The sequence below is a fragment of the Clostridioides sp. ES-S-0049-02 genome (assembly GCF_020658465.1).
Lineage (GTDB): Bacteria > Bacillota > Clostridia > Peptostreptococcales > Peptostreptococcaceae > Clostridioides.
In genome coordinates this window covers 732,526-747,170 of record NZ_JACVWG010000001.1, presented here as the reverse complement: position 1 = coordinate 747,170, position 14,645 = coordinate 732,526, and the positions used below count along the sequence as shown (strand labels likewise).

Genomic DNA, 14,645 nt, shown 5'->3' with positions numbered 1-14,645 from the left:
TAAAATATATTATTTATTGAGAATTTAACTATTTGAATTTATTTTATCATATTTTGGAAACATTTTCCTTTTTTTGATATATTACTTAAATTATACCCATACTTATCAAATAAAATCAATAATATACTTATGACTTATTAATTATACATAAAAATAAAATTTATAATTGAGAATAAATTAGTTATATTCAGATATATAGCTTATAAAAAGATACTATATTTAAAAATGTCGAAATTATTAAATAAAAAAATGAAAATAGCCATGTAACTAAATACTCACAGAATTCTTCTGCTTTTTAAAAGTTACATAGCTATTTTCATTACTAGCAATTATAGACTGCCTTTTTAAAACCAACCAATCTTTATCTAATAAAAAATTTAATAGTATTATATACAAAAGGCGCTACTAATATAACACTATCGAATCTATCTAATATACCCCCATGACCAGGTATTATCTTTCCATAATCCTTTATCCCTACATATCTCTTTATTGAGGATGCAAATAAATCTCCTAATTGAGCTATTATACTTCCTATGCTTCCTATTATAGCCAATTGAAGCAAATCAATACCAAATAAATACCCAAATAAAATACAACAAAGTGTACTTCCTATTATTCCTCCAATAGCTCCTTCTACAGTCTTTTTAGGACTCACTTTAGGGATTAACTTATGTTTGCCAAGTAAATAGCCACTAAAATATGCAAATATATCTGTCATAAAAGATATTACAAATATAAGCCATACATAGATATTCCCTCTTTCAAAGCTATTTATAGTTATAACTATAAAATCTAAAAATACTCCTATATAAAAAACTCCTAAAAATGTAATCGAAACATCTATAACATTGCTTTTGCCCATCAACATATAAATTATACTTGCTAAAAATAAAATGAAAAGCACTGCATAAGTATATTCCAATGGTAAGTTAAAAATATTTTTTACAGCTAAATAAATAGAAAATATATACCCTATAATAAATATTGGATGTATATCTTTTATTTTAAATGCTTTATAAAATTCATGTAATGCAATATAAACTATTGCCATCTCAGCTATATAAAGAGGAATCCCTCCATATACAACAAATAGAAATAATGGAACCAGAGCTAGTGAAGCAATAATTCTTGTAAGCATAAAATAATCTCCTTACTTAAGTCCTCCAAATCTTCTATCTCTTTTTTGATATAAATATATAGCCTTTTGTAATTCTTCTTTGTTGAAATCAGGCCAATGTATATCAGTAAAGTAAAACTCAGAATAAGCAACTTCCCAAAGTAAAAAGTTACTCAATCTTTGTTCCCCACTTGTTCTTATGACCAAGTCTGGATCTGGTATAGACTTTGTGCTTAAATAGTTTTTTATAATATCTTCATCAATATTGTTTATATCTATTTTACCACTTTCACAATTTTTTACTATATCTATAAGAGCATTTTTTATATCTGCTCTACTTCCATAGTTCAATGCTAAATTTAAGTTAACTCCTGTATTGTCTTTTGTCATTTCCTTAGCTGAATTTAATTCTCTTATACAAGTTTTTGGTAAAGCACTTATCTCTCCTATAGCTGTTACTTTTACATTATTTTGATGCAGTTCAGCTATTTCATTTCTTAAGTATGTAGATAATAAGTTCATAAGTGTATCAACTTCAAGTTTTGGTCTTTTCCAATTTTCTGTTGAAAATGCATATAGTGTCAAGTGCTTAACACCTAAATTTGAACATTCTTTAACTATATCTCTTATAGTTTCTACTCCAGCCTTATGTCCTGCAGTTCTTGGAAGAAATCTGGATTTTGCCCATCTTCCATTCCCATCCATTATAATAGCAATATGAGTAGGTATGTTATTTAAGTCTATGTCATACATGATGTTGTTATTCATATTTTGCCTCCAATATTGTTCTGACTCCTTAAATTAAGGAGTCAGAAAAGTATGTGATTATTAGTTCTACACTATCACCTATCTCAGATATTTTTATAACTCTAGGAACTACAAGTTTATCTTTATCCTTTTTACCTTCAATAGATTTTATGGTATAAGCTAGATTTTGTTCATCAAAATACTGTTTTACCTCATCTATATGAAGACCTAAAAGGTTATAATATTTTTTCAATATTATACCTCCATTATATCCTTTTCTTTTTTAGCCAATAATGTATCTATTTCTTTTATAAATTTATCAGTCATTTTTTGAACTTCATCTTGTGCTTTCTTTAATTCATCTTCTGTTATTTCTCCGCCTTTTTCCATTTTCTTAATTTTTTCATTGGCGTCTCTTCTTTCATTTCTTATTCTAACTTTAAATTCTTCTGAAGCTTTACTGGCCTTTTTAGCTAATTCTTTTCTTCTTTCCTCTGTTAAAGCTGGTACAGAAAGTCTTATAACTTCACCATCATTAGATGGATTCAATCCTAAATCTGAGTTAGCTATAGCTTTTTCTATTTCATACATAGCAGATTTATCCCAAGGAGATATCATTAGTATTCTTGGCTCTGGTACAGATATAGCACCAATTTGATTTATTGGAGTTGGAGTTCCATAATAATCAACTCTTATTTTGTCTAACATTTGTGCATTGGCTCTTCCTGCTCTTATAGTTCCAAATTCGAACTTTAAAGCATCAATTGTCCCATTCATTTTCTCTTCTAACTGCTTATGTATTTCTAGTTTCATAATTTTACTCCTCCTTCATTCTTCATTATTTTACAGTAGTTCCTATATTTTCACCTTTTACTGCTCTTATTATATTCTCCGTTGTAAGCTCAAATACCTTTATTGGAATCTTATTATCCATACATAAAGATGTAGCTGTAGAATCCATAACTTTTAATTCTTTTTGTATAACTTCCATATAGCTTAATTCTGTAAATTTCTTAGCATCTGCATGTACTTTTGGATCCTTGTCATATACTGCATCAACATTTTTAGCTAACAAAATAACTTCTGCTTCCATTTCAGCAGCACGTAAAGCAGCAGTTGTATCTGTTGTAAAGTAAGGGTTTCCAGTTCCTGCACCAAATATAACAACTCTTTCCTTTTCTAAATGTCTAACTGCTCTTCTTCTTATATATGGTTCTGCAATTTGTCTCATATCTATAGCAGTTTGAACTCTTGTAGCAACGTCTATATTTTCTAGTGCATCTTGTAATGCCATTGCATTCATAACTGTAGCTAACATACCTATATAGTCAGCAGTAGTTCTATCCATTCCTTCGCTAGTTCTACCTCTCCAGAAGTTTCCTCCACCTACAACTACAGCCACTTCAACACCTATTTCTTGTATTTTTTTAATAGCAATAGCAATATCATTAACTACATCATTATTTATACCAAAACCTCTTTCTCCCGCTAATGCTTCTCCACTTAATTTTAACAATACCCTTTTGTACATTGGTTTATCCATCAGAAACCTCCTATTTCAATCCTTCATATCCATTTTTTCTATTTTTTAAAAAAGAGAACACCTGCGTGTTCTCTCTTTGGTTATTACTTAAGTTGCTTAGCAACTTCTTCTGCAAAGTTTTCTTCTCTCTTTTGTATACCTTCACCAACTTCGAATCTCACAACTTTAACAACTTTTATATCAGAACCTACTGCTTTAGCAACATCAGCAACTAATTGTTTAACAGTTATATCTGGATTTTTAACGAAAGTTTGCTCTAATAAACAAACCTCTTTTAATTCTTTTTCTAATCTTCCTTTAACCATTTTTTCAACTATATTAGCTGGCTTTCCTTCATTTAATGCTTGTTGAGTTAATACTTCTGTTTCATGTGCTATGTATTCAGCATCTACTTCATCTCTTGAAACGTATTTAGGATTCATAGCAGCAACTTGCATAGCTACATCTTTACCTAATTCTAAAACTTTGGCATCTCTAGCTTCTGTTTCCATTTCAACAAGAACACCTATTTTTCCACCACCGTGGATATATCCAGCAACTTGTCCATTAGTTACAACTTTAGCAAATCTTCTAAAGTCTAATTTTTCACCTATTTTTGCAACTCTATTATTTAAAACTTCTTGTAAAGTTATTCCTTCTCTATGAGTTTCACCTAATAAAGAAGCGATATCTTCTTTATCAGTAGCTAATGCCATACAAGCAGCATCTTTAACGAACACTTTGAAGTCTTCATTTTTAGCAACGAAATCTGTTTCTGAGTTAACTTCTACCATAGAAGCAACTGTATTATCATCGTTCATTTCTATTGCAACTAGACCTTCAGCAGCAACTCTACCAGCTTTTTTAGCAGCTTTTGATAATCCTTTTTCTCTTAATAAATCTACTGCTTTTTCCATATTTCCTTCAGCTTCTTGTAAAGCTTTCTTACAGTCCATCATTCCTGCGCCTGTACTTTCTCTTAACTCTTTTACCATTTGAGCAGTTATATTAGCCATTTTTTAAGTTTCCTCCTACTTATTCTATTCCATATTATAAATGGTAAGGGCGACCCTTACCATTTAATTGTCAAATTATTATTCTTGGTCTTCAGCTACTTCTTCTTCAGCACCTTGTCTACCTTCAATTACAGCTGTTGCCATAGCACCAGTTATTAATTTTACGGCTCTTATTGCATCATCATTTCCTGGTATAGCAAAGTCTAATTGTTCTGGGTCACAGTTTGTATCAACTATACCAACTACTGGTATACCTAATCTGTGAGCTTCTTGAATAGCTATGTTTTCTTTTCTTGGGTCAACTACGAACATTGCACCTGGTAATTCAGGCATGTCTTTTATTCCACCTAAGTACTTTTCTAGTTTTTCTTTTTCAGCTCTTAATTTTATAACTTCTTTTTTAGGAAGAACGTTAAATACGCCTTCTTCTTCCATTTTTTCTAATTCTCTTAATTTATTTATTCTAGTTTTTATAGTTTTGTGGTTTGTTAACATTCCACCTAACCATCTTTCATTAACAAAGTACATTCCACATCTTTCAGCTTCATCTTTTATCGCATCTTGAGCTTGTTTCTTAGTTCCTACGAATAAAATTGGCTTTCCTGTTTCAGCTACTTCTTTAGTGAACTTGTAAGCTTCTTCAACTTTTTTAACTGTTTTTTGTAAGTCGATTATATATATTCCATTTCTTTCTGTGAATATATACTTAGCCATTTTAGGGTTCCATCTTCTTGTTTGGTGACCGAAGTGAACACCTGCTTCTAATAATTGTTTCATTGATATTACTGACATATTTACCTCCTGGTTTTATACCTCCAGCTTGATCTTCTCCCTAAAAAACCATGTAATAGGCACCTTTTAAGGATCCCAATGCTGTGTGTGATTTATTTTATTTTTTCACCTCTAGTAGTATATCATAGAGGTGAAAAAATAACAATATTTTTTCCATATTTTCTATTTTTATATTTTTTTGTATATTTTATACCATTTTTTTGAATTTAATTTGCAAATTTCATTTTTAATTTTATTTTTAGTGGTACATTATCAACACTATTATCACTGACTATATCTACACTTCCAAGTAAATCACCTGAACTAGTGTAATATTTTATAGTACCCATAGTATCACCTTTTTTAACAGGATACTCCATATTTTTAATTTTTACTTCAGATTTTATATTTTCATCATTTTTTAATATTGTATAAAGTTCATTTTTTGCTTTTAAAGTAACCTCTAGTTCTTTCATTCCTTTTATATATTTCTTACCAATAAAGCTATCTTTATCAATTACTTTTTTCATATTAAAATTCTCTTTTCCATATTTTAACATAGCCAAAGAAGAGGATATTCTTTTATCTTTATGATTAGCACCTAATACAACGCCTATTACTCTACGTTTTTTCTCATTTTTATCATTCTTATTAACAATCATAGAAAATGATAAACAATAGCCAGCATTCCCAGTGTACCCTGTTTTTATACCATCAACTTCAGGTATAATTCTCAATAATGCATTTGTATTGCTTTTTTCAAAGCTTCTATCTGAGTTCGTATAGGTTTCCATATCAGTTATAGCTGTTACTTGCTTTTCATAATGGTCAAACATGTATTTTCCAAGAATAGATATATCTCTTGCAGTAGATATATTTTCTTTTGCTGGTTTTTTGGGATTACTTAAATCATATATTGGAAGACCATTTGGATTTAAAAAATGAGTATTAGTCATTCCTATTTCTTTTGCTTTTTTGTTCATCCTATCTACAAATGCCTCTTTAGATTTGCAAATATGTTTTGCTATAGCAATTGCTGCATCATTTCCTGATACAATCATAAGACCTCTCATAAGTTCTATAAGTGGTACTTCTTCACCAACTTTTAGTTTATAGCTTGAACCTTTCACTGAAGCAATAGACTTGTCTATCTTTATTGTGTCAGTTTCTTTTACTTCTTTATTTTCAATAGCCTCTATTGCAAGTAAAAAAGTCATCATCTTACTTAAACTTGCTAAAGGTACCTTCATATCAGGCTCTTTACCATACAAGACTCTACCTGTTTCTTGGTCTATAAGTATAGATGTTTTTGAGTATTTGTCTACGGATTTTTCATCAGCATATGAATAATTTGGTATTATAAATGCTAGAATTAGAGTTAATGTTAAAATTTTTTTTATTCCGTTTTTCAATTTTTTCACCTTCTTGGATTATTAAGTATATTTATATTTAAATTTTCCCTCTTTAGTCCAATTTATATCTAGTAATTAATACCTATCCATATTTACACAGATATTATCTTATCATTCTCTTAATAATCACAGATGCCCAAATTGCTCCTATTGTAACTCCTAAAAATACTTCTATACCTGCTAAAGCTTTACCAATCAAACTTGTAGCAACCATATCTCCGTATCCTACTGTACTAAATGTAGCCATACTAAAATACCATAAATCTATATATGTTTTAAAAATCTCACTTGCTGAATAATTACCTAAGTTATTTATATTTAAAGTTATAAGTGTACTGTTTGAACTTTCTATACCTACGAATAGATATAATAAGGCAAAACTACTTATTATAGCTATAATCACAAATAATATATTCCATGGTTTTTCTCCATAACCTGTAGTATAGTGCGCTATTTGGTCAAAAAACTTTTCAACTAAATAACTGCTGAGAGTTGGATAGTCAGAACGTTTTATCATTTTGCTACTATAAATTCTTTCCTTATAATAGTAAGGACCTATCATCTCATAATCTCCAATTTTTGTAGCTTGATTTCTAGCTATTCTATAATTTATTTTTCCATGCTTGCATTCACTTTTTCCATACTCCACATTTTTAAGTATAAATTTTGTACACATACTAAAAATTATTCCATCCATTCTTGGAAAATTTTCTACTTTATTAACTACTAAATCAGGCCCTTTAAATTTTACTTTTTCAAATATCTTATCATTTATATATACCTTATTGAACTTTGTTTTATTAAAATCACAATTTTCTAAAAATACACAAGCATTAAAAGATACTTGACCCCTGAAATCTGTATAGTTAAAAATAACATTTTTTTTAAAAAGATATTTTCTAAAATTTGCTTCTTTTTTAAATATCGTTTCAGAAAAATTTAATAATTTATAGTCATAAGTTAATATTTCTTCTGCATTAAATTCATTCTCAAATATAAATCCATTAAATGCATTTATTTCTTCCTTATATATATTGTCCATCATCAGTTTTATATCTTCACTAGACTTATTCTCTTTGTGAAAAATACAATATCCAGAAGAATCTGCTTCTCTATGACATTTTTTTCTTTCATCTATTTTAGATATCCATTTGCAATTCATAAATATCCTCCAGTACAAAAAAATTATCACTATTTTGTATTAGTTTGGATATTATTTTATTTTATATACTTAAATACATACAAAATATATATTAAATTGTTTATTTTAAAATTTTCAAGTTATTTCTCCTTAGATAAACATTAAAATTTATCTATACTCAGTATCTTTGTTTGTCATCCCCATAGAGTAGTACAATTACAAAACTACTTATCTTTTCTAAGTAGTTTTGTAATCATATTTAATGCTACTAAGTCATCCATAAATCCTATTGGAAATACAAAGTCTGGAATAACATCCGTTGATATAACAAAGTAAAGCAGCATACTTCCAGTCAATAAATATTTTTTTATTCCTAATTTTCCTGTACAAAATTCAGCATACATGTCCCTCAGTCTATCTGTAAATTGTCCTTGTTTTTCTATAGAATCTATTTTTTTACTAAAACTATCAAAAAGTAATTTTTTCCCTTCATCTGTTTGAACATATAATTCACATTTACTTAACTCTTTCTCAATATTTCCGTTGAAATTTTTATCATTAATTAAATTTGCAAATCCAAGTACATCATCAAAGTTACTAAAATCGCTATCTATATTAAAAATTTGTTTATTATTACTGTTTTTAAACTCATATCCTGATGCTTTTAATAACTCTTCTAAATTTACATTTAAGTGTATTGCAATCTTTTCTAGGTGATTTATATTCGGTTTTTGTTTATTATTTGCTATGCGAGATATAGTAGATTTATCAATTCCGCTTTTTTTACTCAACGCTCCCATTGATATTGATTTTTCTTTTAGTAATGCCTTCAATAGATTACCAAAACTCTCAACCTCAATATGTTGCTCCATTATTTTCACCTGCTTTATTATGTTTGATTTTATATTATATAATATGAATTTTTTGTTTTTTAGGTGTTACAAAATGTTGAAATTCTATCAACACTCTATTGGTTTATCTGTAACAATTTATCTCTTTTTACAATACTATAACTATATAAGTATAAAATTTAAGAGAAAGGATGTTAATCTACTGTGATTGAATCAATTTTATTAGTAACTTCTCTTTGTATAGATGCCTTTGTAACAAGTTTTGGATATGGCGTAAATAAAGTTAAAGTTCCTTTATATTCAAATATGATTATTAGTGTGGTTTCTTCAGCAATTTTGGCAATATCACTTTTTGCAGGTACAATAGCTAGAGACTTCTTACCTCAAAATATAACAATGTTGATATGCTTTTTAATTTTATTTTTATTAGGAAGTTCTCGATTAGTTGAGAGTTTCTTTAAATCTTATTTCAAAAAAAAATCCATACATTCAAAAGATTATAATTTTAATATGCTAGATCTTAAGTTAAATTTTAATGTTAGTGTTGAACCTGACACTTTAGATACAAATAAATCTAAAATTCTTAAACCTGCTGAAGCATTTACACTTGCACTTGCTTTAAGCTTAGATGGATTAGCTATTGGATTTGGAAGTGGTCTTGTAGGTGTAAATTATATACAAGTTATCTTATTTTCTCTAATTTCAAATATATTAGCAGTATCATTTGGTTGTTTACTAGGAAATGTATTTGTTAAAAATATAAATCTAAATTTATCTTGGTTAAGCGGTTTGATTTTACTAATTATTGGATTTATGAAAATATGTTAACAAAAAGGCTATCTTAAAATTTTATTTTAGATAGCCTTTTTATATATATTTTAAATGATAAAAATTTCTACTTAAATTTAATTATTATATTAGATGAAAATTTACAATCAAATACATTTACCGAACTACAAACTTCTCTTATTGCATATTGAGTTTAATATATCCAAGCTGAACTCCCTTTGTGACAGCTTCTAATGAAGAAGATACATTTAGTTTATCAAAAATGTTTTGGATATGATTAGATACTGTTCGCTCACTTAAGTATAATTGAGTTGCTATATCTTTTCTCTTAACTCCATTATATAGAAATTGCAATATTAATTTTTCTCTATGTGTTAGCTCTTCAATATATTTTATTTCATTGGGAAAATAATTATATCCATTTTGAATCTGATTTAATATTTCAATAAATTTATCTGGCTCGATATTTTTATTTATAAAGCCTTTTGCACCCATTTTTTGAGCTTCATACTTATATACAGGCAAATCATAACCCGTTAACATGACTATTTTTACTTTAGGTATTATTCTTATAATGTCTTTTGCTAGAGACAACCCATCATTGTCAATTTTTCCTAAATTAATATCAATAAGAATTATATCTGGTTTTTCATTTTTAATTATTGAAATTACCTGGGAAATATCTTTAATATAAATAAATTTTTCTATTTCAGTATAATCTTCTAATGCAATTTCTAAGCTTTTTGCAAATAATACATGGTCATCTATTAATAAAATATTTATAATAATTCTCTCCTTCCATAGGAATTTTTACAACAATACTAAACCCAGAAGCTGTCTTATCAATATTAAAAACACCATTTAATCTGTGTAATTGTTCTTGAATAGAAGATAGCCCATTATTTTGATATCTTATTAAATCATATTCACTTTCCACTCCCACTCCGTTATCTAATACTGAAAGAATTATATCTTTATTTTTTTGAATTAGTGAAATTTCGATTTTAGAGCAATTTGAATGTTTAAAAGCATTTGTTACTAGCTCTTTTAATATACGGTATATAATAAAATTATATGGTTCAGCCAAAAATATATTATCTTCACATGTAAAACAAATTTCTATATTTTTAGATAAATAATTACCTCTAACCATAACAAACATATTTTCTATATTTTCTTTTAATGTAAGTGTTTTTAACAATATTGGATGATAATCCTGCATTTGATTGCGAATAGATAGATTTAATTTTTCTAATGTACTTACGATTATATATTTTACATCTGGATTTTCAGATTTTTTCATCATATTTTTAATTGACAGTAAATCTTGTAATACTTCATCATGTAGATAATTAGAAAAATCCTTTTTAAGCTCTTCCTCTTTATATATCTGCATTAGATTATTTATTAAGTTACTTTCTTGCACACTAAATTTTTTTACTGAATTTTTATTATATATGATATCATCAATGTTTGTGTAAATTAAAATAAAGTAAAGTAGAGTAAACCAAAATATACAATGTATTATTATAAAATACGTAATTATATTAAGGTCTAATAGTTTTCCAATTCCAACGAAAAATACACTTATTAAAGAAATAAAAATCAATCTTTTCTTACCATTTAGCATAGTATTTTGTTTTATATAACCTTTATCTTTTATAGCAATATTATGGATACTAAATATGGCTAATGATATAATTAAATACATTCCTAGATTCTCAACATATTCCTGTTTTTTAGAAAAAACTATAGCATATACAAGGAATATAAACAATAAAATAGCTGAATATATAAAATTTCTTTTCTCACACTTTAAAACAAGTATCACAGTTTTTTTATATAAGACTATTAAGAATATAAAGCTTATCAAACTTATAATTATTTGTAATAAATAAAGTAGTGCAAACAGATGATTATCAATAAATTTTGAAACGACTGTCAAAGCACACATAAGTTTCAATATAAATTCTAAGCCTTTCTGGTAGTTGTATTTGTAATCTTGAAAGAAAAATACAAATAAAAATCTTACACTTTCAAAAACAATAATTGGACTTAGGAAAAAAATTAATTCAGAAGATGTTTTACTATTATCAAATAAAAATAAAAAATACCAAGAAAGCAAAACAAGCAAGTTTGTAAATTGTACGAGCACTCTATTTTGTTTCAAGTTAATTAATTCAATGTACATTATATCAACAACTATAATAGATACAAGTAAGAGATTGAAAATGGAAATACTTTTAATATTTTTATTATTAAAAAATTCATAAATTAGAAATAATATTATCAATAATTGATTTATTAATATGAAAATCTTTCTTTTATTATAACTGACTTTGAACATATTAACTCCTTTCTGATAATTAATTATATGATAACATTACATAACTTGTAAATTAATTTATATACAAGATGCTTATCTTCTATTTTCCAAATATTTTATAAAATTTTTAATGCTATTTTTTAAGCATTATTTTATAACATGAATACTTTGTTAAAATGTAATATCCTATATATACTAGTGTAAATATGACACTTGCAAATACTATTGGAATTATTATAGGTGTATTATTTCCTAATATGTTATCTATTAAAGCAGATTTGTAAGCAATTAATCCAAATATACTATGTGCCATTCCTAATACATATGGTATCGAAAAAAACACTAAAATCTGATTCTTAATTATTTTCTTTATATTTTTTTGACTATATCCTATTTTACTCAATATATTAAAACTATTTCTATCATAAATGGCATTAGAAATACTGTGAAAATACAGCATACTTCCTGTAGCAATAAAAAATATAACAGAAAGAAAGCTAATCAATAAAAAAGTTGAACTACTCTCATGCACAATTTCAAATTTTCTTTGATAAGCACTTATAAAATATGGATTATTCTTTAATAAATTTTTAAGTTTTTCATAAATTTCTTTATTATCTCTCATATCTTTTCCATCAATACTTATAATAGAATTTCTTGATAGATTATTGTATCTAGATATTTCATTATATAATTTATCCGACACTATTAATGTTCCAATACTATTTGAAAAACTAATTGGATTATCTAATGTAGTATCCTTTATAACCACATCTACCTTTTTATCTGAATATAAATCTAAATTAAGGATTTTCCCTTTATCCACATTCTCTTCACTTGGTCTATATTTTACTAATACACTTTCATTATAATTCAGAGGTTTTAAATCAAATTTTTTCCCTTGTTGTTTAATTAATTCTATATAATCAGACTCTGATATACAGTCAAATCCAGAGATTCTTCCTTTGTCTTTGCCAATAGAATACTCAATCGGTAAATTTTTTGATGAAGAATTTACTTTTATAATATTTGTTTCTCTGTATTTAAGGTTTTCTATTAATTCATAATCTCTTACAGCATTAATAATTTTATCAACATTACTTTTTTCTTCTAACTTAAACTCAATAGCAGAAGGTACTATACGAGAAACTGCTACTACAGGATAATAAATTGATAAAACAGTTGACGCAAATATACATAATGTTCCTGCTGACAACAAAGTTAATAAAATTAATGTTTTTGCATTAGAACGTATGGAGTAAATAAACTTAGGAATTGTAATAATCTGTATTTCTCTATAAAAATGATTTTTTTTAGTTTTTAATATTCTAATAATATAAGGTAAAAATGAATTTATAAAAAAAACAGTTCCAACAACTACGCAAAGTAAGGTCAATATAGCAATTGGAGAAAAACCAATACTATACCAAACAGAATCCTTTCCTCTAGTCATATCAAAAGCTAGTACATATCCTAATACAAGCATAAAAATACCTATAAAAGCTATCAAAGGTCTTATTATAATCTGTTTTTCTTCGTTTCGTTCTATTTTGACTAAATTAAGAAGAGAATTTCTTCGAATCAATTTCCAATTTGAAAAATATAGTACAAGTAATATAACAATTAAAAATAATATACTAGAAATAACAGCATTTACATTGAAAAAAGGTATCTTTGAACTATCTACATTTAAATTTAATGAATGCACAATTACATGTATAATAAACTTATGTAATAATGAACCAGCTAAAACACCTATAATAAAAGCAATCATGCAAATAAATATATTTTCAATCATAACTAATTTTAATATACTTGATTTTCTATATCCCATCAAGGTGTATATGCCAAGCTCTCTCATTCTACGTCTTATAAAAAATCTATTTGAGTAAAGCATATAGAATAATACAAATGAAATTATAAAAATTGAAATAGTTTTTGTCATAGTTTCTACTCTTCCATCTGATGAAATTTTATTCATTATAATATCATTCACAGAAAAAGATACAAAACTAAAAAATATCATGAGTATAAAAGCTACAGAAAACAAATATAATGAATAAAACGAAAAGTTTTTCTTGAGATTCTTTTTAGCAATGTTATATATATTCATTTTTACTATCTCCTTTTAATGTATACTAATATATTTCTTCTAGTTTACTGGTCTTGCTAACTATAGCTTCAAAGAAATCTTTATGATTTTTTTCATTTTTTTGAAGTTCATCTATAATTTGACCATCCCTAAAAATCAAAATTCTACTACAAAAACTAGCTACATAAGCATCATGTGTTACCATCAATATAGTAGTTTTTAATTCTCGATTTACATCACTTAGTGTTTTTAGTAACTCATTTGCTGATACTGAGTCAAGTGCTCCAGTTGGCTCATCTGCAAGTATTATAGATGGTTTTTTTATAATAGCTCTTGCTGCAGCAACCCTTTGACATTGACCACCAGATAACTCATTTGGATACTTATACAAAGTTGAATCTATTCCAAAACGTTTTGTCAATAACTTGATAGAATCTTCGATTTCACTTGCTTGCATATGTTTTAAAGTAAGTGGTACAGCTATATTTTCAAAAACATTCAAACTATCAATCAAAAAGTATTCTTGAAATATAAATCCAATATTATCCTTTATAAAATCCGCAGTAGAGTTATTATTTAATTCTTTTAAATTTACACCATTAATTACTATCTCACCACTATTTACACTATCTATTGTAGATAATACATTTAGTAAAGTTGTTTTTCCAGAACCTGATGCTCCCATAATTCCAACAAATTCACCAGAATTTACCTCGAATGAAACATGATTCAAACTTGGTTTTTTATTTTTACTGTAAGTCTTTGTTACATCTTTTACAGATAATAGAACATCCATATTTATACCTCCTTTAATATTATTTCATCTATGTTTAAAGTATAAATTTTTACACACAAAAA

The 14,645-nt window shown here is 26.6% G+C and carries 15 protein-coding genes; 1 reads left to right on the top strand and 14 read right to left on the bottom strand.

Features of this window, described 5'->3' with window-relative positions; translation table 11 throughout:
• Nucleotides 1-361: 361 nt before the first annotated feature.
• The 10 genes from IC213_RS03355 to IC213_RS03310 all read right to left on the bottom strand — a co-directional run bounded on the left by IC213_RS03355 (nucleotide 362) and on the right by IC213_RS03310 (nucleotide 8,601).
• On the bottom strand, nucleotides 362-1,141 hold the full coding sequence (locus tag IC213_RS03355; protein ID WP_227434788.1) for a phosphatidate cytidylyltransferase: 780 nt from the start codon (nucleotides 1,139-1,141) through the stop codon (nucleotides 362-364).
• 12 nt (nucleotides 1,142-1,153) lie between these two features.
• Nucleotides 1,154-1,888 (bottom strand): isoprenyl transferase, encoded by a 735-nt coding sequence (locus IC213_RS03350; RefSeq protein WP_227434789.1) that lies wholly within the window; start codon nucleotides 1,886-1,888, stop codon nucleotides 1,154-1,156.
• 28 nt (nucleotides 1,889-1,916) lie between these two features.
• Complete coding sequence (locus IC213_RS03345) at nucleotides 1,917-2,120, bottom strand: hypothetical protein (protein WP_227835449.1); 204 nt, start codon at nucleotides 2,118-2,120, stop codon at nucleotides 1,917-1,919.
• A 2-nt stretch (nucleotides 2,121-2,122) separates the two neighbouring features.
• A complete protein-coding gene (gene frr, locus IC213_RS03340; RefSeq protein ID WP_227862739.1) occupies nucleotides 2,123-2,680 on the bottom strand; it encodes a ribosome recycling factor in 558 nt (185 codons plus the stop codon).
• Between the two features lie 25 nt (nucleotides 2,681-2,705).
• Nucleotides 2,706-3,410, bottom strand: coding sequence for a UMP kinase (pyrH, locus tag IC213_RS03335; RefSeq protein WP_003430597.1), 705 nt, complete (start codon nucleotides 3,408-3,410; stop codon nucleotides 2,706-2,708).
• An 83-nt stretch (nucleotides 3,411-3,493) separates the two neighbouring features.
• On the bottom strand, nucleotides 3,494-4,405 hold the full coding sequence (gene tsf, locus IC213_RS03330) for a translation elongation factor Ts (protein ID WP_021384993.1): 912 nt from the start codon (nucleotides 4,403-4,405) through the stop codon (nucleotides 3,494-3,496).
• A gap of 78 nt (nucleotides 4,406-4,483) precedes the next feature.
• Nucleotides 4,484-5,197: a 30S ribosomal protein S2 gene (gene rpsB, locus IC213_RS03325; RefSeq protein ID WP_003424537.1), complete on the bottom strand. Its 714-nt coding sequence runs from the start codon at nucleotides 5,195-5,197 to the stop codon at nucleotides 4,484-4,486.
• 206 nt (nucleotides 5,198-5,403) lie between these two features.
• A complete protein-coding gene (locus IC213_RS03320; protein WP_227482548.1) occupies nucleotides 5,404-6,588 on the bottom strand; it encodes a D-alanyl-D-alanine carboxypeptidase family protein in 1,185 nt (394 codons plus the stop codon).
• A 103-nt stretch (nucleotides 6,589-6,691) separates the two neighbouring features.
• Nucleotides 6,692-7,750 carry a potassium channel family protein gene (locus IC213_RS03315; protein WP_227862738.1) on the bottom strand — a complete coding sequence of 353 codons (1,059 nt, stop codon included), beginning with the start codon at nucleotides 7,748-7,750 and terminating at the stop codon, nucleotides 6,692-6,694.
• A gap of 203 nt (nucleotides 7,751-7,953) precedes the next feature.
• Nucleotides 7,954-8,601, bottom strand: a complete 648-nt coding sequence (locus tag IC213_RS03310; RefSeq protein ID WP_227434794.1) for a helix-turn-helix domain-containing protein — start codon at nucleotides 8,599-8,601, stop codon at nucleotides 7,954-7,956.
• A 183-nt stretch (nucleotides 8,602-8,784) separates the two neighbouring features.
• Between IC213_RS03310 and ytaF the strand changes: the two genes are divergently transcribed.
• Nucleotides 8,785-9,408, top strand: coding sequence for a sporulation membrane protein YtaF (ytaF, locus tag IC213_RS03305; RefSeq protein WP_227482547.1), 624 nt, complete (start codon nucleotides 8,785-8,787; stop codon nucleotides 9,406-9,408).
• Nucleotides 9,409-9,546: 138 nt separating this feature from the next.
• Here the strand turns inward: ytaF and IC213_RS03300 are convergent, their stop codons facing one another.
• The 4 genes from IC213_RS03300 to IC213_RS03285 form a co-directional block, all read right to left on the bottom strand.
• Complete coding sequence (locus tag IC213_RS03300) at nucleotides 9,547-10,101, bottom strand: LuxR C-terminal-related transcriptional regulator (RefSeq protein ID WP_413927294.1); 555 nt, start codon at nucleotides 10,099-10,101, stop codon at nucleotides 9,547-9,549.
• Between the two features lie 28 nt (nucleotides 10,102-10,129).
• Nucleotides 10,130-11,539: an ATP-binding protein gene (locus tag IC213_RS21235; protein WP_227862737.1), complete on the bottom strand. Its 1,410-nt coding sequence runs from the start codon at nucleotides 11,537-11,539 to the stop codon at nucleotides 10,130-10,132.
• A 289-nt stretch (nucleotides 11,540-11,828) separates the two neighbouring features.
• Nucleotides 11,829-13,808, bottom strand: coding sequence for an ABC transporter permease (locus tag IC213_RS03290; protein ID WP_227862736.1), 1,980 nt, complete (start codon nucleotides 13,806-13,808; stop codon nucleotides 11,829-11,831).
• Between the two features lie 25 nt (nucleotides 13,809-13,833).
• Nucleotides 13,834-14,583 carry an ABC transporter ATP-binding protein gene (locus IC213_RS03285; RefSeq protein ID WP_227434798.1) on the bottom strand — a complete coding sequence of 250 codons (750 nt, stop codon included), beginning with the start codon at nucleotides 14,581-14,583 and terminating at the stop codon, nucleotides 13,834-13,836.
• Nucleotides 14,584-14,645: the final 62 nt, after the last annotated feature.

Coding starts and splice junctions, on each gene's coding strand:
- IC213_RS03355 (WP_227434788.1), bottom strand. CDS start 1,141: ATGCTTACAAGAATTATTGCTTCACTAGCTCTGGTTCCATTATTTCTA.
- IC213_RS03350 (WP_227434789.1), bottom strand. CDS start 1,888: ATGAATAACAACATCATGTATGACATAGACTTAAATAACATACCTACT.
- frr (WP_227862739.1), bottom strand. CDS start 2,680: ATGAAACTAGAAATACATAAGCAGTTAGAAGAGAAAATGAATGGGACA.
- pyrH (WP_003430597.1), bottom strand. CDS start 3,410: ATGGATAAACCAATGTACAAAAGGGTATTGTTAAAATTAAGTGGAGAA.
- tsf (WP_021384993.1), bottom strand. CDS start 4,405: ATGGCTAATATAACTGCTCAAATGGTAAAAGAGTTAAGAGAAAGTACA.
- rpsB (WP_003424537.1), bottom strand. CDS start 5,197: ATGTCAGTAATATCAATGAAACAATTATTAGAAGCAGGTGTTCACTTC.
- IC213_RS03315 (WP_227862738.1), bottom strand. CDS start 7,750: ATGAATTGCAAATGGATATCTAAAATAGATGAAAGAAAAAAATGTCAT.
- IC213_RS03310 (WP_227434794.1), bottom strand. CDS start 8,601: ATGGAGCAACATATTGAGGTTGAGAGTTTTGGTAATCTATTGAAGGCA.
- IC213_RS03290 (WP_227862736.1), bottom strand. CDS start 13,808: ATGAATATATATAACATTGCTAAAAAGAATCTCAAGAAAAACTTTTCG.
- IC213_RS03285 (WP_227434798.1), bottom strand. CDS start 14,583: ATGGATGTTCTATTATCTGTAAAAGATGTAACAAAGACTTACAGTAAA.